Origin of the sequence: Croceicoccus sp. YJ47, from assembly GCF_016745095.1 — a bacterium.
In the GTDB taxonomy this organism is placed as follows: Bacteria; Pseudomonadota; Alphaproteobacteria; order Sphingomonadales; family Sphingomonadaceae; genus Croceicoccus.
In genome coordinates, this window is the sequence record NZ_CP067087.1 from 1,318,798 (window position 1) to 1,339,089 (window position 20,292).

Here is a 20,292-nt window from a genome sequence, read left to right on the forward strand (position 1 = left end):
CCTCTTTGCGTTGATCGGTGCCGGCTACTCAGAACTGGAAGCCGAGTTCCACACCATAGGTCCGAGGCGCTGCGGGAGCATATTTCGGACCCGAAGTGCCGCCATTGGCGACATAGGCGTAGTATTCCTCCTTGGTCAGGTTGTTCACGAACAGCCGGACGTCGAAATGCCCCGACGGTTCGGTCCAGGTAATCGATCCGTTGACGAGATCGTAGCTGGGCACCCGCACGAATTCGAGGTTATGCGGCTCGGAAAAGTAATCCCCGCCATGCGTATAGGACGCCGCGAAATCAAAGTCGCCCGCCTCCGTCATCAGATTGTACAGCACCGTCGTTGACGCCGAAAATGGCGGGGTGTTGACGGTATTGGATCCCGAAAGATCGCAGCTGCGCTGTGCTGCCGGCTGGCCGGGAGGCGCCGTGGGATAGGCGGTGAAGGCGCAGCCCGCCGGGATCGGGATCGCATCGTTCGGCGGCTGCGGGAAGAAGGTCGGTGCATTCTCGAAACTGGTATATTCCCCGTCGAGAACGGACACGCTGGCGATGATGCTCAAACCTGTCGCCGGCGCGATCGTCAGATCGGCATCGAATCCCTTGATCTCCGCGGCGCCGGCATTGCTCAGGATCGTGCCTGCATTGGGCGGCGCCACGTTGTTCTGGACCTGGATATTGCTGAAGTCGTACCAGAATGCCTCGGCGTTCAACCGCACGAGCCTGTCGAACAGTTCGGATTTGAAGCCGACCGCATAGGCATCGAGAACTTCCGGCTGGACCGGAGGCAAAGGCGCCGAGGTGGCAACCGAATAGCCCGGCAGATTGTAGACGCCGCTCTTGAACCCGCGATTGTAGGACGCGTAGATCATTATGTCGTCGGCCACCTGGTAGTCCGTAGCCAGGCGCCAGGTCAGCTTTTCGAATGTCGCCTCGCTTCCGAAAGGACCGGACGCGACCGCCACCACACCGTTCGGCAGGACGATCGACGCGCCGCCTTCGCTCTCGGTTCGCCTGTCCGACGTGAAGCGAAGACCCGCGGTGACGGAAAACGCATCGGTGATCTCGAAATTCGCCTGACCGAAAGCCGAATAGGACTTGGTCTTCTGGCGCGCACGCTCGGTCTGGATCGCACCGGGCGCCAGCGCATCGAGCGCACCGCCAAACGCGGCAAGATCGAACAGCGCGTCGTCCTGCAGATAGAAGGCGCCGACAATCCAGTCGAGCCGCTTGTCACCGTTCGAAAGGAGCTGGAATTCCTGCGTGAACGCTTTGGAATAATTGGTGACCCCGGCGTTGAGAACGTTCGCTGGCGCCGCATCGAGGTCGAAGACGAAGTCCGTGTTGGTGTCCGAATAACCCGTAATCGAACGCAGGGTCACACCGCCAAAATCATGCTCGATCTTGCCGCTGACCTGCATGAAATCGGTATCGTAGAAATTGAACACGCCCGGCGTGCTCGCGGTATCGTAAAATCCCGCGCCGACAGCCTCGGGACTGTAGCCACCGAACCCGAAATAGCCCGGCACGACACGCGAGGCGATACCCTGGTCCGAAAAACGGTTGGCGTAGGTGCCGCTCAAAAGGACCTGGGTGGCGTCGAAATCGAACAACAGCTTGCCGCGCACCCCCCAGCCTTCATTGAAAAACACCTCGTCGCCGGTCAGCGCGTTCTCGCCCCAACCCTCGTTCTGATAGACACGAAACGCCGAGACATTGGCGGCAATGTTGTCCGACAACGGGAGCGAGACATAGGCCTTCGCCTTGATCGTTTCGAAATTGTCGAAGCTGATCGAGCCGTCCATCTCGGGCATGAACGAAGGATCCTTCGTCTTGACGTGGATCACGCCGCCCGTTGCGTTGCGGCCGAACAGGGTGCCTTGCGGCCCCTTCAGCACCTCGATGGAATCGGTGCCATTGAACTCGAAGACCGCCGCATTGCCGGTGGGCACATAGACGTCATCGACGAAGAGCGCGACCGACGGCTCGTTGCCGATGAACGAGGATGTCGAACCGACGCCGCGGATAAAGGGCGTCGAACCGGCAGCCTGCCGCTGAAACGTAAAGCCGGGAACCAGCGCGGTGATTTCCGTCGGGTCATCGATGCTGAGGATCTGGGCCACCTCCGATGAGACCTGCTGCACGGAAACCGGCACGTCCTGAAGGTTTTCCTGCCGCCGGTTGGCGGTCACGACAATTTCCTTCACGCCGCCCGTGCGCTGTGTCTCGTCACCACCATCCGTCTGCGCGTCCTGTGCCAGGGCCGGCACGGCCCCCGCCAAGCAGGTAGACGCGATTAACGCGCATCGCACGATATGCAGTCTCACCATCACTCTCCCCAGCATCGAGTGCCTTTTTGGCACCCTACTTACTGTACGCACGATAACTATAATGTCGCGAAAGGCAAATCGAAACGAAGCCCGCGTTGTTTTTTTGATCAGCGGGCGGTCGCGCCGCCATCCACCAGTATCTCCGCGCCAGTCATGAAACTGGCACCGTCGGACGAGATGAAGGCGATCACCTCGGCAATTTCCGTTGGATCGGCCATTCGCCCCAGCGGAACATCCGCGGCAAGTTGACGAAGCACGTCTGCCTCCTCTTGCGAATTCCCTTCGGCGAGGCGGCGGGCCTGATCGCGCACCGCATCGGTCAGCGTGGCGCCCGGAGCGACGAGGTTGACGCGAATCGGAGGCTTGCGCGCCGCGTAATGCAGCGCGGCGGAGCGCGACATGGCCCGCATGGCGCCTTTCGCCGCGCTATAGGGAAACGAGCGCGGCTCGCCGACGAAAGCGGCAATACTGGCGACATTCACGACCGAGCCGCCCGAAACCATGAACTCGCCCGCGATCTTCGTACCCAGAAACGCACCTTCGGCCGTGACGCCCTGCGCGGCCCGCCATGCGGCCAGATCAGTCTGGTCAAGCGTCAGCGGCCTTCGCCAGGCGGCGTTGTTGACGATGATATCGACCGGGCCATGGGCATCCGCGATCTGCCGCAGGGCCGTTCGCCAAGCCTCCTCCCGCGTGACATCGAGGTGGATGAAAAGACCATCTGCAGGCGCATCGCTGCCCTCGGTTATATCCGCCGAAAAGACGGTCGCACCCTCGCGGCGAAAAACCTGGACGATGGCCTGGCCGATGCCGCCCGCACCTCCGGTAATCAAGGCCACCTTGCCAGCCAGGCGGCCTGCGCCGCACATCAATACGCGCCCGGCTTGCTCTTATGGGCGATCGCAGGCTGCAAGCCCTGCACCCCCGCACCGGTCCAGGCTATCACGTCCGATGCCGCCGCGACCGCTTCTTCGAGCGGCAAGACCGGATCCCAGAGGCGCGCCTGTATTCTTCTTCCGTTGAAGTCGTCTGATGCATCCGACGCAAGGAAGACCATGGGCGGCCCCATGATTTCCGGTGGAAGCACCTGATCGCGGGGAATGCCCATCTCGTCCGTCATGCGCGAACCGCAGCCACCGCCCGGAACCAGCACATTCGACGTCACGCCGCTCCCTTTCAGATCGCTTGCCATCACGGCCGCCTCCGCTTCCATCCCGGCCTTCGAACAACCGTAAAGCGAAGTCCGCAGCATGGTGTCGAGGCTTGTCGAATCGGCGACGATCCTTCCCCAGCCTTGCGCCAGCATCCCGGGGACGAGGCGAATGGCAAGCAGCAGGGGCGAGATCGTATTCACCTGAAGGAACTGTTCGATGCTGGCGCGATCGGACTGCCAGAAGCGATAGGGGTTCTCCAGATAATCGGGGGCGACGGTGTTGATGCCGAGCCCTGCGTTATTGACGAGCACGTCGACCGTTCCGAAATGGCGCAGGGCCGTATCCGCCAGATCCTCGGCTCCGCCCGGTACCGCCAGATCCGCAAGGATATAGTCCGCCTTCGCGCCCAGTGCCCGGCACTCGGCACATGTCGCCTCAAGCGTATCGCGACTGCGCGATGTGAGCAGCAGGCGATGTCCTTCGCGTGCCAGCGCGAGTGCCATCATCCGGCCAAGACCCCGGCCGCCACCTGTCAGCAGAATGCGTCGCCCCATTGCATGTCCCCTCTCTCTTCCGGGGAGCGGCCCACGCATTCTCTGGCGCCCGCCGCTTGCCCCCCGATTGTCCGCCACCAAAGCGCGTCAGGGTTCAGACACCCTCGAAACGAATCGATTCGTCGAGATCGGCGCGCGCTACCGCGAAACTGTTCACCGCGGCATCCGGGTCGCGCCATCCGATCGAAAGGCCGCAGAACAGCACATGATCATCGGGAATAGTCACGCATTCGCGAATGTAGTGCTGATACACGGCCCAGGCCTCCTGCGGACAACTGTCCAGCCCGGCTTCGCGCAGAAGCAGCATTACGGTCTGCAACCACATCCCGACATCGGCCCATTGCGGCGGCCCCATGGTTTTCGGCATGTGGACAAGCATGAGCACAGGCGCATCGAACGCGCGGTAGTTCGCACTGAACTGACGCAGGCGCCCTTGTTTGTCGTCCCTCGCGATGTCCAGCGCACGATACATATCCTCGCCCACGGCGCGACGCCGCGCTTCGTAGGGATCGATCAGGCCCTGCGGATAGACGTCATATTCCGGCTTCATCCCAGCCCTGCCCTGCGGCAGCGCTTCGCCCGAGAGATGGTCGACAAGCCGTTGCAACGGTTCGCCACTCAGCACGATTCCATGCCACGGCTGCAGATTGCCGCCAGATGGCGCGCGCTGAGCCTTGGAGAGGATCGAACGAAGCAACGCAGCGTCGACCGGCCGGTCGAGGAACGCCCGGACCGACCGCCGGGTTTCAACGGCTTCCGATACGTTCATCGGGGCTCAGGCTGCCTGCTGCACCGGTTCGTCGAGCCGGGCCAGCAGTTTGGCCTTCTCCTCTTCGTAGCTCTCGACATTGCGTTCCTTGATCGGGCCATAACCCCTCACCATGTCCGGCAATGCCGCGATTTCGGCGATCTCCGCCTGCGTGCCGGGCGTGAGCCGAGGCAGCAGCCCCTCGATCAGATCGCGGTATTCGCCGATCAGGCGGCGTTCCATCTTCCGCTCGGCGCTATAGCCGAAGATGTCGAACATCCCCCCGCGCAGCCCCTTCATCTTGCCAAGCATCCTGAGCACCGGGAAAATCCACGGACCGAACTCGATCTTCTCCGGTTCGCCGCCAGGCTTGCGCGGCTTGGCAAATACCGGCGGGGCCATCTGGATCTTGACCTTGAAATCGCCTTCGAACGCCTGGTTGAGCCGGTCCCAGTATTGCTTGCTGCTGTAGAGGCGGCCCACCTCGTACTCGTCCTTGTAACTCATCAGCTTCGACAGATAGAACGCCACCTCGCGCGTGACCTTCAGGTCTCCGCCCATGCCGGCCTTTGTCTCGCCCGCACGTGGTCGACGAAATCCGAATATTGGCGGGCATAGGACGCATTCTGGTAATTCGTGAGGTGCCTGACCCGCTTTTCGATCAGCTCGTCCAACGTCTGCGAAATCGGCTCCTCGATGACCGAGCTGCCGACCTTGGCGCGAAACGTGTCGAGCCGCTTTTCGTCGACTGCGGCAAGGCGGCCCCAGTTGAACACCTGCAAGGTTTCGCGGATCTTGATACCGTTCAGCCGGATCGCTTCCTCCAGCGATCCCAGGGTCAGCGGGACCAGACCCTTCTGTACCGCATATCCCAGCATGAACATGTTGGTATAGATGGAATCGCCCATCAACTCGGTTGCGATTTCGGTCGCGTCGACGCCCGCCACGCGATCGCCGACGACGCTCTCCAGAACCGCGACCTGGGCTTCGGGACTGAAGTCGATCTTGTTGTTGTTCTGAAACTGCGCGGTGGGCACGAGTTCGGTGTTGACGACGATATTCGTGTCGGGCGCGACCATGTCCAGCGTGGCCGGGCTCGTCGTGGCCACCATGTCGCAACCGATAACCAGATTGGCAGACTTGTTCCACAGGCGCGGCGCATGGAGTTCTTCGGGGGATCGGGCAATGCGGATATGGCTCAGCACCGCGCCGCCTTTCTGGGCCATGCCGGTCATATCCATGACGCTGGTTCCCTTGCCGTCGAGATGCGCGGCCATGCCTGCAATCGCAGCCACCGTCAGCACGCCGGTGCCGCCGATACCGGTCAGGAGGATGTTGTAGGTTCCCTCACCCGCCGGCATTGCCGGGGCTGGCAGACGGGCGAAGGTGTCTTCGAGTTCCTCGTCCGAAAAGGCCGCGCCGAACTTGCGCGGTTCGCCGCCCAGCACGCTAACGAAAGACGGGCAGAAGCCGTTCTGACAGGAATAGTCCTTGTTGCAGCTCGACTGGTCGATCTTGCGCTTGCGGCCGAATTCCGTTTCCACCGGCTGGACTGACACGCAATTCGATTTCTTGGTACAATCGCCGCAGCCTTCGCAGACCTCCTGGTTGATAAAGATGCGCTTGTCGGGATCGGGAAATTTCCCCCGCTTGCGCCGGCGGCGCTTTTCGACCGCACAGGTCTGGTCATAGATGATTGCAGAGACGCCGGGCTTCGTCTGCATCTCCTTCTGAACCTCTTCGAGGTCTTTGCGATGCCGGATCGTCGTGCCCGGCGGCCAGCTGATGCCCGATGGATATTTGTCCGGCTCGTCCGTGACGACGACGACCGGTTTCACGCCTTCCCAGTAGACCTGGTTCGCCATGGATTCCACGGTCAGCTTGCCATCGACCGGCTGTCCGCCCGTCATCGCGACGGCATCGTTGTAGAGAAGCTTGTACGTCAGCTTCGCCCCGCTCGCGACGGCGGCGCGGATCGCCATCAGGCCGGAATGAAAATAGGTTCCGTCGCCCAGGTTCTGAAACGCGTGCGGGATATCGACGAATTCGTGAAGGCCGGCCCACAGCATGCCTTCGCCGCCCATCTGCGCCGACCATTCGGTCGGTCGGGCATCAGCATGGCGGCAAGGCCATGGCAACCGACGCCGGCGAAGCTGAGCGACCCGTCGACCGTCCGGGTGGACGTATTATGCGGACAGCCCGAACAGAAAAAGGCGGTTCGAACAAGGCCGGTCGATTTGATTTCCAGCACGTTGGAATCCCGATCGCGGATTTTGGCGATGCGGTCTTTCAGTTCGTCATCGGCGATGCCCAGCGCCTCGATCCGCTCGATCAGCACATCCATGACCAGGTGGACGGATGTCTCGCCGAATTCCGGGATCAGCCTCTTGCCCTTGTCGTCCGCCTTTCCGGTGACGACCGGGCGTTCGTCGGCATCCGCGCGATACAGCAACTGGACCAGCTGCTCCTCGGCAAAGGCGTTTTTCTCTTCGACGACGAGGATCTCGCGATGGCGGCGGCTGAAGGCCAGCGCCCCCTCCGGCTCGATCGGAAATGTCATGGCGAGCTTGTAGAGGCGGATGCCGAGCTTGCGGGCGCGGTTCTCGTCGATGCCCAGTTCGATCAGCGCCTCGCGCGTGTCGGAATAGGGTTTGCCCGCCGTCACGATGCCGAGTTCCCGCCGGTCGGAATCGAAGATCACCTTGTCGAGCCGGTTGGCGCGGGCAAAGGCATGCACGGCCGGAAGCTTGTATTCGATCAGACGCTTCTCGATCGGAAGCGGCATCAGGTCGCCCTTGATCTTGTTCACGCCGCCGGGCGGAAATTCGAATTCCGGAATGATCGGCATCGATCGGCTGGGATCGAGATCCACGGTCGAAGTCCGCTCGATCGTGTCGGTCACGGTCTTGAACCCGACATAGGTTCCGGAAAAGCGCGACATCGCCCAGCCGAGCAGGCCATAATCGAGATATTCCTGCGTATTCGACGGATAGAGGATCGGCATCAGCGCCGCCTTCCAGACCGGATCGGACGAGGTCGCGGTGACTGTCGATTTTCCGCCGGTATCGTCGCCACCGATGATGAGAACGCCGCCATTCTTCGCGCTGCCCTCCAGATTGCCCTGCCGCATGACCTCAAAAGCGCGGTCCACGCCGAGGTTCTTCGCATACCAGATCGAGAACACGCCGTCGTAATTGGCTTGCGGATAATAATGCAGCCATTGGGTGCCGCGCACCGCGGTCAGCGCCAGTTCCTCGTTCACGCCGGACTGGAAATGAATCTGATTTTCCTTGAGCAGCTTGGAAGCCGCCCAGAGATTGCTGTCGTAAATGCCGAGCGGCGAACCGCGATAGCCGGTGATATAGCCTGCGGTATTCAAGCCCGCGGCCATGTCGCGCCAACGTTGCATCATCGGCAGGCGGACAAGCGCCTGGTTGGACGAGATATAGATCCGCCCTTCTTCCTGCGTGTACTTGTCGTCGAGAGCTACGGCTGACTTGGTCATAGGGATATATCCAGTACTCGGGCGGCATTGCCGCCAAGGATTGCGTGCCGATCCGTCTGGGACAGGCCGGTTTGGGCAATGAAGTCTTCAAGGTCGGTCTGGCCGATCTCGGTCGGGCCGTCGGTTCCGGCCAGAATGCAGCCTGCGCCGAAACGCTCGGCCAGAAAGGCGACCGCCCTGGGCGAGAAGACCACCGTGTCGTAATGAAACCGGCGCGCATATTCGCTTGGCCGAATGTTCAGGCTCGCCTGCATCGGACCCGGGAATTTTTCCCATACGAGGTCCATACGATCGATAATCGATGCGATCATTCCGCCACCATGCGCGAAAATGATCTTGAGCTTCGGGAAGCGTCCGAAGACATCGGTTGCAATGAAGCCGCCAAGCGCCATGGTCCCCTCATAGGGTACGCCAAGCACGGCTCCCATCAGGCCCGGCCCCTCGATCCGGTCGAGGCCAGCGGGCTTCAGGCCGTGAATGAACAGGGCGAGGCCGTGCTTCTCGAGCGCGGCAAGGACGGGATGAAATTGCGCATTGGCGATCGAAACGCCGTTCACGTGGCTGCCGGCAAACACACCGACGAGCCCGAGTTCGGCGATCTCGGCCACTTGCTCGACCGCCTTGCCAATATCCTGCAAGGCGAGAATGCCGAACCCGCGCAGGCGCCCCCCCGATTCAGTCACCATCGCGGCACATTCGCGGTTCATCGCATCGGTGAGCACCGCGCCCGCCCGCCGGTCGAGCCAGTAGGAAAACAACTCTGGCAGGGGTGAGATCACCTGAACCGCGACATCGTTGCGATCCAGCGTCGCGATGCGGCCTTCGACGTCCCAGTAATAGCTTTCGAATTCCCTGAAGAGCGTGTCGCCGACAAACATCTGTGCGCCGCCCGGCACGGACTTGAGGCTGGGCCAGGCCGGCTCTTCCACGCCGCTCGGCCGATCCGGAAACCGGGCGGGGATGAAATGGCTGTGCATGTCGATGATGGGCGCGGTCATGGCGATCAGAGCATCCACTGCGCGCCATTGATCGAATGGATCTGTCCGTTCACAGCCCCTGCCTCTTCCGTGGCGAGGAACGCCACATAGGCAGCGACCTCGTCCATTTCGGTAAAGCGCTGCGACGGGATCTGCGCCTTGGCGACCTCGCGCGGATGGACCGACATCTTGTACTTGGCGAGGACCTCGGGATCGTCCGTCATCATCGCCTGCAGATCTTCGGTCAGGACGCCGCCGGGCGACACGACATTGAAGGTAACGCCCTCCTTGGCGAATTCGAAGGCCAGGCCGGTCACCATGGCATGCACTCCGCCCTTGGCCGCGTTATATCCGGCGTGGCTGTAGGTGCCTGTATGCACCGAATCCGCACCCATATTGACGATGCGGCCGTACCGGCGCTCGATCATGCCGGGGAGGAAGGCCCGCGTGCACCAGATGGTGGTCCAGAGATTGCGATCGATCGTCTGGCGCAGCGTCTCGGGCGTATGCTCCAGAAATGGCCGGATCACGCCGCCACCCGCATTGTTGACCAGTATGTCGACCTGTCCGTGCGCCGCCATTGCGGTATCGCGCAAGGCCGTGGCCCCCTCTTCCTTGCTGAGGTCGCGGGCAATCGAAACGCAACGCGGCGCGCCGGCGTGTTCGAGCTCGCCGCAAAGTCGATCGAGCCCGTCGGCGTTGACGTCGCTAATCGTCAGGGCGGCGCCCTCGCTGGCAAGCCGCGTTGCGATGGCCTTGCCGATCCCGCGTGCTGCGCCCGTCACGACGGCGCTTCTGCTTTCCAGCCGCCGCATGGTCAGGCCACGACGATCGGCGGAAACTTGTCCGCATGCACGGTTTCGGGAACGGCACCCCACAGGTCGAAACCTGCCGGGTCGGCCGACATGCGGCGCGGTTCACGTGCGCCTTCCTCGGGAAACTGCTCCATCCCCAGCGTATATTCCCACACGAAATAGTCGGGATCATAGATATAGAGATGGATGCTGCCCGAAGTGGGGTGACGGCCGATGCCGAACTGGATTCCCACGTCATATCGCTTGATGCGATTGAACAGCTTGCCGATATCGTCGATTTCCTCGACCATGAAGGCAACATGGTGGAAGGTCGGACGCGGTGCCGGAAACTGCAACGGCGCAAAGCTGTGGTGATTGGGGTTGGGGAATGCGCGCAGCAATGAGGCCCGCCAGCCTTCGACATAATCGGAGTTCATGAAGCCCATGTTCTCGATCATGTATTCGGTCAGACCTTTGCAGTCGGGAACGACCAGCCCGTAGTGCTTGCCCCCCTGAAATTTGGTCAGCGTGTTCTGACGCGGCACGGCCGTGTGGCTCATGCGCGCATAATATTCCCACGTCGTGCCCAGCTTCGGCTCCACGATCCGGAAGGCCCGCTCCAGCCCAAGCATGTTCGCCTCGTCCTGGGCGATCAGCTGGGGGGAAAGACCGATGTCGCGGTAATGGGCCATCGCCTTGTCGAGATCGTCTTCGGTCTCAAGCTCCCAGCCCGAGCGGACGAACCCCGGTTCGCCGGACGGGATCAGCATCATGTCGTGATGCCGCGGACCGATGCGGAAGAAGCGCGCACCATTGTCGCCCTCGCCCGCAGCATCCATGCCGAATACATCGGTTGCAAAAGCGGCCGACTTCTCGACATCGGTCACGTTGAGCGCGAGATAGCCGAGCTGGCGATAGCGAAAATCAACACCCATCGGTCTGGTCCTTGTAATCACACGGTTCTGTCACAGGATGATCGTCAGCCGTCCCTGGTTGTAAAGACTGTTGAGATCGAGGATGCAGCGCTTGCTCAGGATGCGAAGCGCGCCGCCGTCCTCCACGATCGTGTGATGCATCTCGCCCATGTAAACCGTGCTCGTATCCTCCTTTGTCCGGAACACGGCGAAATTGGCGCGTGTCCTGGTCGTCCCGTCGTCGCTGCTGACGACCCGGACGTTCGACACCATGTGCCGTGTCTTCGACCGCGGAAACTCCGCATGGGCGGTTGGCTTGAGCAGGCGCTTGGCGCGCCCGCGAATGCGATCGATCCGATCCGAAATGAGGAAGAGCGTATTGTCGGGATCGGCATTCACCGGATCCTCGCATGAAGGCGAGGCGACCTCGTAGACGGATTTATCCGTGTAAAGGTCGGCCCACTCTTCCAGCAGCCAATCGTCGAGCAGTTCGGCTTCGTGAAAGAGAAAATCCTCTGCTTGCGCGCGTGTCAGCGTCATTCTTATTTTTCCTCGAGGGTTTCGATACCGCGCATCACCCGGTCCCACATGGTCCAGTAGGCCTGCATCTGGATTTCGTCGTCGGGCGGTCCTTCGGCGACGAGCGGATCGTCGGCCTTGCCGAAACCCTTGGAGATCTCGCTCCATTCGAGGGGCGTGTGCCCCGCGGCATCCTGGCAGATTTCGAGCATTTCGATGTCATCCGGCGATCCGAAACCTGCCGGCCCGAGGAACGACACGAAATTGTCGAGGCGGATCGCACGCAGCTTCTCGCTCTCATCCTCCGGACCCATGGCCCAGGCGTGCACACGGATGAAATTCTCGCTCTCCGGCTCGATCGTGCGCACCGTGCACGACAGAATGTCATTGATGACGAGGTTCGGAAAGATCACGAGGTTCTTCTGCGTATTCGCGATATAGTCGGCCCGGTCCTGCCCGTAACGCTCGACCAGCGACGCGTATTTCGCCTCGACTTCGTCTTTGGTGTCCAGCCCCAGCGAGGGCAGCCATTGCGCGACAGGGCGCCCGGTGGGCACGAAGCTGTCGAGAATGGCATGACCATTGCCGAGAGCGCGGGCCTGGCCTGCCGTATTATAGCTCTTCAGCGCCTGCTCGATCAGCTTCTCGCCCTCGGTCCCTGCCATCTGGTCCTTCAGATAGTCGAAATAGGACGCATGGACGGGGAACAGGTGGTAGCCGTCGTAGCTGTTTTCGCACAAAAGCTTGTAATTGGCGCGGATCGTATAGGAATGGTCACCGGACAGGATGATCTGGCGCCCCTCGGTCTGATCACACAAGGCATCGATGGCACTGCGCGCATCGGCGAGATAATCGTGCAGGCTGATAGCATTGGGATTGAAGTTGACGAAATAGAAGCCGCGATAGTCCTCCAGCCGCTCGACCGGTCGCAGGTCGAGATGGCCGTCGTCGTTGATGCCTTCGACATAGCCCGTCGAGGCGTTCTGCGACTTCAGCTCGCCTTCGGAACTGAAAACCCAGCCATGATAGGGGCAGGTGAAGGTGCGGGCATTGCCCTTCGCCACGCGGCAGATCTTCGCCGCGCGATGCGTGCAGGTGTTGTAGAAGGCGCGATCCACGCCTTTCTTGTCCTTGATGAAGATGAGATCGCGCCCGCCCACGCGGCGTGAACGGAAGTCACCCTTTTTTTCCAGCTCGCTCTCGTGCCCGAGATACAGCCAGCACTTGGAAAAGATTAATTCCTTCTCCTGCTTGAACACCTCGTCACTGCGATAGGCATCGCGGTGAACGCGAAACGTCCCCTTTTCGGGGTTTGCGTCGACGAGACTGCTGTTGACCGGATCATAGAGAGCCATGGCATGCTTCCCAAAAGAGACTGTTATCGTGATGATGGTACGGTAGCGAACCTTATTGCGCAACCGTCAATTCGAATATTTTTCGTCCGGGTCGGCGCCGCATCGTCACCGGACGGCCCGCCTAGCTCAGAGTGAGGACGACCTTGCCTTTGACGTGGCCTGCCTTCACCATTTCAAGCGCCTCGACCGCGTCCTCGAAAGGAAAGATCGCGTCGATCGGAGCCGATATGGCGCCGCTGTCCAACAGGCTGGCGACTTTATTCATATGCTCGCCGTTCGGGCGAACGCGCACCTTGTACGCCCGCACGCCGCCGACCTCTTCTTCGGCGGGCGCGGTGGCGCCGCCGGCAATGCGAATCACCGATCCGCCCCTTCGCACCAATTTCCAGAGTGCGGTTTCCTGCGAATCGCCGACAAGGTCGATCAACATGTCGAAACTCGACGGGTCCAGAATGGTACCAGAGCGGAAGTCGACGACCTGTCCCGCACCAAGGTTCTTGACGAATTGCGCCTTTTCAGCAGACGCCGAGGCGGTCACCCGGGCCCCCATGGCCCTGGCGATCTGGATGGCGGCGGTCCCCACGCCGCCGGCCCCGCCATGCACCAGAATGTCAAGCGAGCCGACCTCGCGCCCATCGGACAGCATCCCCTGCAGCGCCGTGAGCGAGACGAGCGGAAGCGCCGCCGCGGCGGGGAAATCGACGTTGCCGGGAATGCGCGCCAGGCTCGACGCCGCGACGGCGACCTTGCCGGCATAGGCGCCGGTGAGACCGATCAGGCCAAAGACCCGGTCGCCGGGAGAAAGCCCGTCCACCCCTTCGCCAACACGCTCGACCACACCTGCAATATCCCCGCCGGGGACAAGCGGTAGCTCGGGCAAGACGGGCGCCTTTCCGGTCATCAGTTTCCAGTCGACCGGATTGATCCCGACAGCCTTCACCGCGACAAGAACTTCGCCGTCCGAAACATCGGGAGCCGGCACATCGTCGAGCGTCAGCCGATCCGGGCCGCCCCATTCATGGATACGCTGGGCTTTCATTTTCCTCTCCTGCCTGGTCTGAGCCAATTACAGCTTCACGCCCGATTACGGGTTCATGAAAGTATCGCGCTCGATACCGTGATTATAGCCGGCCGCAGCCAGCGCATGACGGAGACTTTCCTCGACATTCTTGGCGTCGCGGCTCGCCTCGGCGCGAGGGCCATGACCCCAACCCTGTCCCACGGTGTAGCCGAAGCCCCATACTTCCGCGAAGATGCGGCCCGATATGTCGGCCGCCGCCGGGCTGGCGAGAAACGCGACCAGCGCCGCGATCCACTCGGGATCGCGGCGCTCCAGCATCTCGCCGCTGACATCGCGCAGCCCCTCGGTCATGCGGGTTTGCGCGCGGGGGGCAAGAGCATTCACCGTCACACCGATCCGGCTGAGCTCGCGCGCGGTAATGATCGAGAAACTCGCGATACCAGCCTTGGCGGCGCCATAATTGGCCTGGCCGATATTGCCGAACAGGCCCGAACCCGACGCCGTGTTGATGATGCGCGCATCCCGCTGCCGGCCCAGCTTGCTTTCGGAGCGCCAGTAGTTCGCGGCATGATGGCAGGGCGCGAATGTCCCCTTGAGATGGACACGGATAACCGAATCCCACTCGTCCTCGGTCATGTTGACCATCATCCTGTCGCGCAGGATGCCAGCATTATTCACCAGAACGTCGAGGGCGCCGAAATTGTCGATCGCCTGATCGATCATGGCCTTCGCGCCGTCCCAATCGGCCACGTCCGCACCGTTGACCACCGCCTCGCCACCAGCCGCCTTGATCTCGTCGACCACTTCCTGAGCCGGTGAAATATCGGCCCCGTCGCCGCGCACGTCGCCGCCAAGATCGTTCACGACGACCTTTGCGCCTTCCTCGGCGAGCTTCAGCGCATACGCCTTGCCGACGCCTCGCCCGGCGCCGGTAACAATTGCGACCCGACCATCGAGAATGCCCATCTGTATCCTCCTTCCGGCGCACGCAAATTTAGAGCGCACGCGAATTGTAATGTTGCAAACTATATTGATGTTGGCCTATTGCCTGACGGAATGGTTGTCAACGCGAAGAAAGCCGCAGGGAGAGCGAAATTGTCGGAACCCGATTTTGAGAAAATGGCGCTGACGCCTGCGGATGAGTACCCGTTTCACGCGACGCCCTATCCGATGTCCTATGTCCCCAATTCCGATCCGGCGTGGGACGATGGCTACTATTTCCTGGCCTATGATGTGGCGTCGGGCGTGTCGATCTGGACCGGCATGCGCATTGCCCCCAACAGCAATATGATCGGCGGCTATGCCAATACCAACATCAATGGCGTGCAGCGTTGCCTGCGACTCAGCCGCATCTGGCGCGACGATTTCAGCACGGCGATCGGCCCTTTGCGCTTCGAATTCGTCGAGCCGTTGAAGGCCATTCGGCTGGTTTGCGAACCCAACGAGTCGGGGATCGAATTCGACATCATGTGGAGGGGGCTGTCCCATTGCCATCTCGCAGCGCACCATACCGCGGTGCGTGCGGGGCGCCGGACGACGGACCAGACGCGCTATCATCAGGTCGGCGCCTGTACCGGGACGCTGAGCGTTGGCGAAGCATCCTTTGCGATGGAGGATAAGGCACCATGGGGTGGGTCGCGCGACCGGTCATGGGGCGTCTATGAAAGCCGTCCCCCGCTGGGCCTCGATCCGGCCTATCTGCCGCCGAGCGAACCGGCGGGTACGCCGCGCGCCCTGCGTTTCTCGTGCTTTGTCGAGGCCGAGGACGTTTCGGCGTATTTCCATTTCCACGAAGGGCCGGATGGAGAACGCGGCCCCCTGAACGATGCGTTCAACGCGCCGCTCGAAGGGTCGGTCGATTTCGGCTGGGATGGCCGGAAGGTGAAGTTCGTCGACTACAACCATGCACTGAACTGGCGGCCGGGCACGCGCTCGGTCACCGACGGGGTCGTGAAGCTCACCGATGACGCGGGAGGCGAATGGACGCTGGAACTCGATGTCGGGCCCCCGCCCCACGTGCTGGGCCAGATCGGATATCATGTCGGCGCGTGGAGCGATGGCGGCACGATCCATACCTATCATGGTCGCAGCCCGGCCATGGAGTGGGACGAATTCGATTTCTCCCGGCAACCGTGCGAGCACACGTTCCCCGGCAACGGACACACTCGCACAGTCTATGGCGTGGAGCATTTTGCGAAGGTTCGACTGATCAGTCCCGACGGCACGGTTCGTAACGGGCGCAGCCAGTTCGAGATCTTCCTCAACGGCCGATACAGCCCCTACGGATTCGAGGGGCAGGAAAATTACGGCGGGCTCACCGGTCGCGGGATCTGACGCACCGCACCCCAGAATACGATACGACAGGAAAACACACATGCAGACCCTGCAGCGCCCCACTTACGACGATGATCACGAGATGTACCGCGACGCGGTGCGACGCTTTATCGAGACCGAGATCAAGCCTTTTCACGAGCAATGGGAAAAGGAAGGCATGGTCGACCGCGAGGTCTGGCGCAAGGCGGGGGCCGCAGGTTTCCTGTGCTCCAACGCGCCCGAGGAATTCGGGGGCGCGGGCGCCGATTTCCGCTTCAACGCTGTCTTCACCGAAGAATTGGGCCGTGCCGGCGCGACAGGTCCGGGTTTCGCGGTGCATTCCGACATGGCCGCAAGCTACATCCTGAATTTCGGAACGCAGGAGCAGAAGAAACGCTGGGTCCCGAGGATGGCGGCGGGCGAATGCATCGCGGCTATCGGACTGACCGAGCCCGCTGCGGGCAGCGATCTGCGCGCCATGAAGACGACCGCGGTCCGCGACGGTGACGACTACGTCATCAACGGTCAGAAGACCTATATCTCGAACGGGCAGCTGTGCGACATCGTGATGCTGGCCACCAAGACCGACCCCGAAAATCCACGCGGGGGCATGACCTTCATCATCGTCGAAGCCGACCGGGAGGGCTTTTCCCGTGGACGCAACCTGTCGAAGCTCGGCCTGAAGGCGCAGGATACCTCGGAATTGTTCTTTTCCGACATGCGCGTACCGGTTTCGAACCGGATCGGCGATGAGGGGCAGGGCATGAAGATCGCCATGCACAACCTCGCCGAGGAACGCCTCTCGATCGCGGTTCACGCCATCGGCATGTGCCATGGGATTATCGATCAGACCATCGCCTATACCAAGGAACGCGAGGCGTTCGGCCAGCGCATCGCCGACTTTCAGAACACACGCTTCAAGATTGCCGAGATGGGCGCGCAATTGCAGGCCACGCAGGTCTTTGTCGACCATTGCGTCGGCCTGGCCGTCACGGGCGAACTCGACGCGACGACCGCGGCCATGGCCAAGATGATCGCGGGTGAACTGCAATGGAAAATGGCCGACGAATGCCTGCAGTTCTATGGCGGGAACGGGTACATGATGGAATACGACATCAGCCATCGCTTCCTCGATTCCCGCATTCGCAAGATCGCGGGCGGCTCATCCGAAGTCATGCGCGAGATCATCAGCCGCAAGCTGTTTGCATGATCGGCTGACGCACAACCCATGACAGTACAGCGCGCCCAGAAGGACATGGATCGATGAATTTCGACACGGTGGTGAACCGCCAGTTCGCGGATACCGAGCAAAGCTATACCGCACGCGACACCATATTATACGCATTGGGCGTGGGCTTCGGAACCGAACCCCTGGACCCGGCCCATCTCGACTATCTGTTCGAGGAACGGCTCGTCGCCAGCCCGACCATGGCGAACGTCCTGGGGCATCCGGGCATGTGGGCCCGCGATCCCGAATATGCGATCGACTGGAAGAAGCTGCTCCATGCCGAGCAGCGGCTGGAAATGCATGGTGCGCTTTGCGCAGAAGGAAAGATCAGGGGCGAGCACAGAATCCTCGGCATCCGCGATCGGGGCGCGGATCGCGGGGCGTTCCTGCACCAGCAGAAAAAGGTCATCGACGCGAGTACGGGCGCGAAAATTGCAACGGTCACCACGACGCTGATGCTGCGCGGGGATGGGGGGTGCGGTGATTGGGGCGATGCACCCGACGATCTCGAGACGCTGCCGGATACGGCGCCCGATCATTCGATCGAAGTGCCGGTGATGGAAATCCAGCCGCTGATCTATCGCCTGTCGGGCGACGTCAATCCTCTGCACATCGATCCCGACGTGGCAAAGTCCGCCGGCTTCCCCCGCCCCATCCTGCACGGCCTCTCGACCAAGGGCATGGCGGGCTATGCCTTGATCCGGCAGTTCTGCGATATGGACGCCTCGCGCCTCGGGTCCATGGCCGTGCGCTTTTCCGCGCCCGTGCTGCCGGGCGACACGCTCCGCTTCAACTTCTGGGGCTCGGGACCGGGCACGGTCCGTTTCGAAGCGCGTGCCACCAACAGGGACGATCTGAAAGTGCTCGATCGCTGCACCGCGCAAATCGGATGACGCGGTGAGAGCGCTCGTGATCGGCGCAAGCGGCGAAGTCGGCGAAGGTGTCGTCCGGCAGTTACTGGCCGCGGGGCATGATGCGGTCGGTTCCGCCCGCGGCCAGGCGGGGCTCGATGCGCTGATCACGCGATTGGGCCATCCGGCACGGCTCACCACCGTTCGCGGATCACTGGCCAGCGTCGCTTCCGCCCTTGCGCTTGCCGATGCGGTCGGGCCGGTCGATGCCGTGATCGTCGCGGTCAATGCCATGCGCGCGCCCTCCCGGCTCGACACGCTGACGCCAGAGGCGCTGGCACACCATATGCACGCCGATGTGCTGACCCACTTCATCGCCGTCCGCGTGTTCCTGCCTCTTCTGCCGAAACATGGCTGCTTTCTGGGCATTGGCGGCGGCGCTGCGGATTTCATACTGGAGGGCGGAGCGCATGTGTCGATGGCGCAGGCCGCCCTGCGCCAGATGTACCGCGGCCTTGCTTTCGAACGGCAAACCGACGCGCCCGCATTGCGCGAACTGATTGTCGCGTCCGTCGTTGCGGGCCGTAACCACGCAATCCAGGATGGCGCATGGGTGACGGCCGATGAGCTGGGCGCGAGGGTAACCGAAATCGTTGCCGACCCCGCCGCCTTTGCCGGCACGATCTGGCGAATCGCCCGTCGCGACGCATCGGGACATCCCCGCTTCACGCACGAAGAGGGGACGCCCGCCAGAGCGCTGCCTTTATGACCGCATCTGACCGATCGGCGCGGAGAAATGCGTGGGTGGCGCTAGGCCTGCTCGCCACCATCAACATGATGAACTATTACGACCGCTTGCTGGTGGTCGTCATGTCCGAACCGCTGCGGCAAGAGTTCGACTTGTCCGACACGCAATATGGTTTGCTGACCGGCCCGGCGTTCGTCCTTGTCTATGCGCTGGCCAGCCTGACCTTCGGGCGGCTTGCCGATGTCTGCAATCGCGGCCGGCTCATTGCCTTTGCCATCGCTTTATGGAGCGCGATGACGGCGCTTTGCGGGTTCGCCAAGTCGTTCCCCATGCTGGCGCTCGCCCGCGCGGGCATCGGGATTGGCGAAGGCGGATCGAACCCGGCGGGGCTTTCGCTCCTCAGCGATCATTTCCCGCCGCAAAAGCGTGTCAATGCGCTCGCCCTGTTCCAGGCGGGCGGAATGGTCGGCATGCTGGGAAGCTTTCTCATCGCCAGTCAGATCGCGATTGCCCATGGCTGGAGAGCGGCTTTCTTCATCGCCGCGCTTCCGGGCCTGCTTCTGGCCGTGGCCAGCCTGATCTTCCTGCGCGAACCCATGCGCGGACGACATGACGCTCAGACAGCCGATGATGCCGCTGCCGAACCGGGCAGTTTCATGGGGACGGCGCGCGATCTGTGGCGTAATCGTGCCTATCGCTGGCTTTGCGCCGCGGCGAGCACAGGCGTCTTTTCCAGCCTCGGCATGCTCGTCTGGCTGCCGCAGTTCTTCATCCGCTATCACGGGCTGAACCAGTCTCAGGTCGGTTTGCTGTTCGGTCCCGTCGCCGCGCTGGGTTTGCTGGCATGCTCGCCGGCGGCTGGCTTGGAAACCGCCTTGCCAGTCGCTCGCTTGCCGCGCCGGTCACGATCTGCATCGCGGCCAATCTTGCGCTCGTCCCGATCTTTCTGGGGGTGCTCTGGCTCGGCTCCACGACACTGGCGCTTGCGGCCTGCTTCATCGGCATGGCGTTGGCCGTGAGCTATGCACCGAGTTTTCAGGCGACGATGCAAAGCGTCTGTGCGGCGCAGCAACGCGGAACGGCAGGCGCGGTGTCCAATGTCCTTAACGCATTGATCGGACAGGGCGTGCTCGTCCTGTTCGTGGGCCAGCTCAGCGACGCCCTTGCCGGGCATGTCGCGGATCCGCTCCGCTACGCACTCACGTTTTCGGTGGGCTTCACGCTTTTGACGGCGGTGCTGTTCATTCGCGCACGCAAGGTCACGCAGCGGCATTTCGCCTGAGTGAACAGC

General features: G+C 62.1%; 20 protein-coding genes. 6 read left to right on the forward strand and 14 right to left on the reverse strand.

Annotated elements, in window-relative coordinates:
• Nucleotides 1-28 precede the first annotated feature (28 nt).
• From JD971_RS06470 to JD971_RS06535, 14 genes are all read right to left on the reverse strand, one after another.
• A complete protein-coding gene (locus tag JD971_RS06470) occupies nt 29-2,260 on the reverse strand; it encodes a TonB-dependent receptor (protein WP_202086777.1) in 2,232 nt (743 codons plus the stop codon).
• Nucleotides 2,261-2,427: 167 nt separating this feature from the next.
• A complete protein-coding gene (locus tag JD971_RS06475) occupies nt 2,428-3,159 on the reverse strand; it encodes an SDR family NAD(P)-dependent oxidoreductase (protein ID WP_202086778.1) in 732 nt (243 codons plus the stop codon).
• A 29-nt stretch (nt 3,160-3,188) separates the two neighbouring features.
• A complete protein-coding gene (locus JD971_RS06480; RefSeq protein ID WP_202086779.1) occupies nt 3,189-4,028 on the reverse strand; it encodes an SDR family NAD(P)-dependent oxidoreductase in 840 nt (279 codons plus the stop codon).
• A 94-nt stretch (nt 4,029-4,122) separates the two neighbouring features.
• Nucleotides 4,123-4,797: a nitroreductase gene (locus tag JD971_RS06485; protein WP_202086780.1), complete on the reverse strand. Its 675-nt coding sequence runs from the start codon at nt 4,795-4,797 to the stop codon at nt 4,123-4,125.
• A gap of 6 nt (nt 4,798-4,803) precedes the next feature.
• Entirely contained in the window at nt 4,804-5,337 is a 534-nt protein-coding gene (locus tag JD971_RS06490; RefSeq protein WP_202086781.1) for a DUF6537 domain-containing protein, read from the reverse strand.
• Nucleotides 5,322-6,860, reverse strand: coding sequence for a 2-oxoacid:acceptor oxidoreductase family protein (locus JD971_RS06495; protein WP_202086782.1), 1,539 nt, complete (start codon nt 6,858-6,860; stop codon nt 5,322-5,324). Before JD971_RS06495 ends, JD971_RS06490 begins: the two co-directional genes overlap by 16 nt.
• Nucleotides 6,758-8,281, reverse strand: coding sequence for a hypothetical protein (locus tag JD971_RS06500; RefSeq protein WP_202086784.1), 1,524 nt, complete (start codon nt 8,279-8,281; stop codon nt 6,758-6,760). The genes JD971_RS06495 and JD971_RS06500 overlap by 103 nt, the downstream gene beginning before the upstream one ends.
• Complete coding sequence (locus JD971_RS06505; protein ID WP_202086785.1) at nt 8,278-9,279, reverse strand: amidohydrolase family protein; 1,002 nt, start codon at nt 9,277-9,279, stop codon at nt 8,278-8,280. The genes JD971_RS06500 and JD971_RS06505 overlap by 4 nt, the downstream gene beginning before the upstream one ends.
• 5 nt (nt 9,280-9,284) lie before the next feature.
• Complete coding sequence (locus tag JD971_RS06510; RefSeq protein WP_202086786.1) at nt 9,285-10,043, reverse strand: SDR family NAD(P)-dependent oxidoreductase; 759 nt, start codon at nt 10,041-10,043, stop codon at nt 9,285-9,287.
• A gap of 32 nt (nt 10,044-10,075) precedes the next feature.
• Entirely contained in the window at nt 10,076-10,987 is a 912-nt protein-coding gene (locus JD971_RS06515; protein ID WP_202086787.1) for a VOC family protein, read from the reverse strand.
• Between the two features lie 30 nt (nt 10,988-11,017).
• Complete coding sequence (locus tag JD971_RS06520; protein WP_202086788.1) at nt 11,018-11,506, reverse strand: aromatic-ring-hydroxylating dioxygenase subunit beta; 489 nt, start codon at nt 11,504-11,506, stop codon at nt 11,018-11,020.
• A 2-nt stretch (nt 11,507-11,508) separates the two neighbouring features.
• Nucleotides 11,509-12,840, reverse strand: a complete 1,332-nt coding sequence (locus JD971_RS06525; protein WP_202086789.1) for an aromatic ring-hydroxylating dioxygenase subunit alpha — start codon at nt 12,838-12,840, stop codon at nt 11,509-11,511.
• A 121-nt stretch (nt 12,841-12,961) separates the two neighbouring features.
• Nucleotides 12,962-13,879 carry an NADP-dependent oxidoreductase gene (locus tag JD971_RS06530; RefSeq protein ID WP_202086792.1) on the reverse strand — a complete coding sequence of 306 codons (918 nt, stop codon included), beginning with the start codon at nt 13,877-13,879 and terminating at the stop codon, nt 12,962-12,964.
• A gap of 45 nt (nt 13,880-13,924) precedes the next feature.
• Nucleotides 13,925-14,827, reverse strand: a complete 903-nt coding sequence (locus JD971_RS06535; protein WP_202086794.1) for an SDR family NAD(P)-dependent oxidoreductase — start codon at nt 14,825-14,827, stop codon at nt 13,925-13,927.
• Nucleotides 14,828-14,956: 129 nt separating this feature from the next.
• On the opposite strand from JD971_RS06535, the gene JD971_RS06540 reads away from it, so the two are divergent.
• The 6 genes from JD971_RS06540 to JD971_RS06565 are packed head-to-tail and all read left to right on the forward strand — an operon-like array spanning nt 14,957 to nt 20,283.
• The gene (locus JD971_RS06540) at nt 14,957-16,195 is read left to right on the forward strand and encodes a hypothetical protein (RefSeq protein WP_202086796.1); all 1,239 of its coding nucleotides are present in this window, start codon (nt 14,957-14,959) and stop codon (nt 16,193-16,195) included.
• A 40-nt stretch (nt 16,196-16,235) separates the two neighbouring features.
• Complete coding sequence (locus JD971_RS06545) at nt 16,236-17,384, forward strand: acyl-CoA dehydrogenase family protein (RefSeq protein ID WP_202086798.1); 1,149 nt, start codon at nt 16,236-16,238, stop codon at nt 17,382-17,384.
• 53 nt (nt 17,385-17,437) lie between these two features.
• Nucleotides 17,438-18,295 carry a MaoC family dehydratase gene (locus JD971_RS06550; RefSeq protein WP_202086800.1) on the forward strand — a complete coding sequence of 286 codons (858 nt, stop codon included), beginning with the start codon at nt 17,438-17,440 and terminating at the stop codon, nt 18,293-18,295.
• Between the two features lie 16 nt (nt 18,296-18,311).
• Nucleotides 18,312-19,022, forward strand: coding sequence for an NAD(P)H-binding protein (locus tag JD971_RS06555; RefSeq protein WP_202086802.1), 711 nt, complete (start codon nt 18,312-18,314; stop codon nt 19,020-19,022).
• Nucleotides 19,023-19,057: 35 nt separating this feature from the next.
• The gene (locus JD971_RS06560; RefSeq protein ID WP_202086804.1) at nt 19,058-20,020 is read left to right on the forward strand and encodes an MFS transporter; all 963 of its coding nucleotides are present in this window, start codon (nt 19,058-19,060) and stop codon (nt 20,018-20,020) included.
• Complete coding sequence (locus JD971_RS06565) at nt 20,017-20,283, forward strand: hypothetical protein (RefSeq protein ID WP_202086806.1); 267 nt, start codon at nt 20,017-20,019, stop codon at nt 20,281-20,283. The genes JD971_RS06560 and JD971_RS06565 overlap by 4 nt, the downstream gene beginning before the upstream one ends.
• Nucleotides 20,284-20,292 lie beyond the last annotated feature (9 nt).

Coding starts and splice junctions, on each gene's coding strand:
- JD971_RS06480 (WP_202086779.1), bottom strand. CDS start 4,028: ATGGGGCGACGCATTCTGCTGACAGGTGGCGGCCGGGGTCTTGGCCGG.
- JD971_RS06485 (WP_202086780.1), bottom strand. CDS start 4,797: ATGAACGTATCGGAAGCCGTTGAAACCCGGCGGTCGGTCCGGGCGTTC.
- JD971_RS06490 (WP_202086781.1), bottom strand. CDS start 5,337: ATGGGCGGAGACCTGAAGGTCACGCGCGAGGTGGCGTTCTATCTGTCG.
- JD971_RS06495 (WP_202086782.1), bottom strand. CDS start 6,860: ATGGGCGGCGAAGGCATGCTGTGGGCCGGCCTTCACGAATTCGTCGAT.
- JD971_RS06500 (WP_202086784.1), bottom strand. CDS start 8,281: ATGACCAAGTCAGCCGTAGCTCTCGACGACAAGTACACGCAGGAAGAA.
- JD971_RS06505 (WP_202086785.1), bottom strand. CDS start 9,279: ATGACCGCGCCCATCATCGACATGCACAGCCATTTCATCCCCGCCCGG.
- JD971_RS06515 (WP_202086787.1), bottom strand. CDS start 10,987: ATGGGTGTTGATTTTCGCTATCGCCAGCTCGGCTATCTCGCGCTCAAC.
- JD971_RS06520 (WP_202086788.1), bottom strand. CDS start 11,506: ATGACGCTGACACGCGCGCAAGCAGAGGATTTTCTCTTTCACGAAGCC.
- JD971_RS06525 (WP_202086789.1), bottom strand. CDS start 12,840: ATGGCTCTCTATGATCCGGTCAACAGCAGTCTCGTCGACGCAAACCCC.
- JD971_RS06530 (WP_202086792.1), bottom strand. CDS start 13,879: ATGAAAGCCCAGCGTATCCATGAATGGGGCGGCCCGGATCGGCTGACG.
- JD971_RS06535 (WP_202086794.1), bottom strand. CDS start 14,827: ATGGGCATTCTCGATGGTCGGGTCGCAATTGTTACCGGCGCCGGGCGA.
- JD971_RS06545 (WP_202086798.1), top strand. CDS start 16,236: ATGCAGACCCTGCAGCGCCCCACTTACGACGATGATCACGAGATGTAC.
- JD971_RS06550 (WP_202086800.1), top strand. CDS start 17,438: ATGAATTTCGACACGGTGGTGAACCGCCAGTTCGCGGATACCGAGCAA.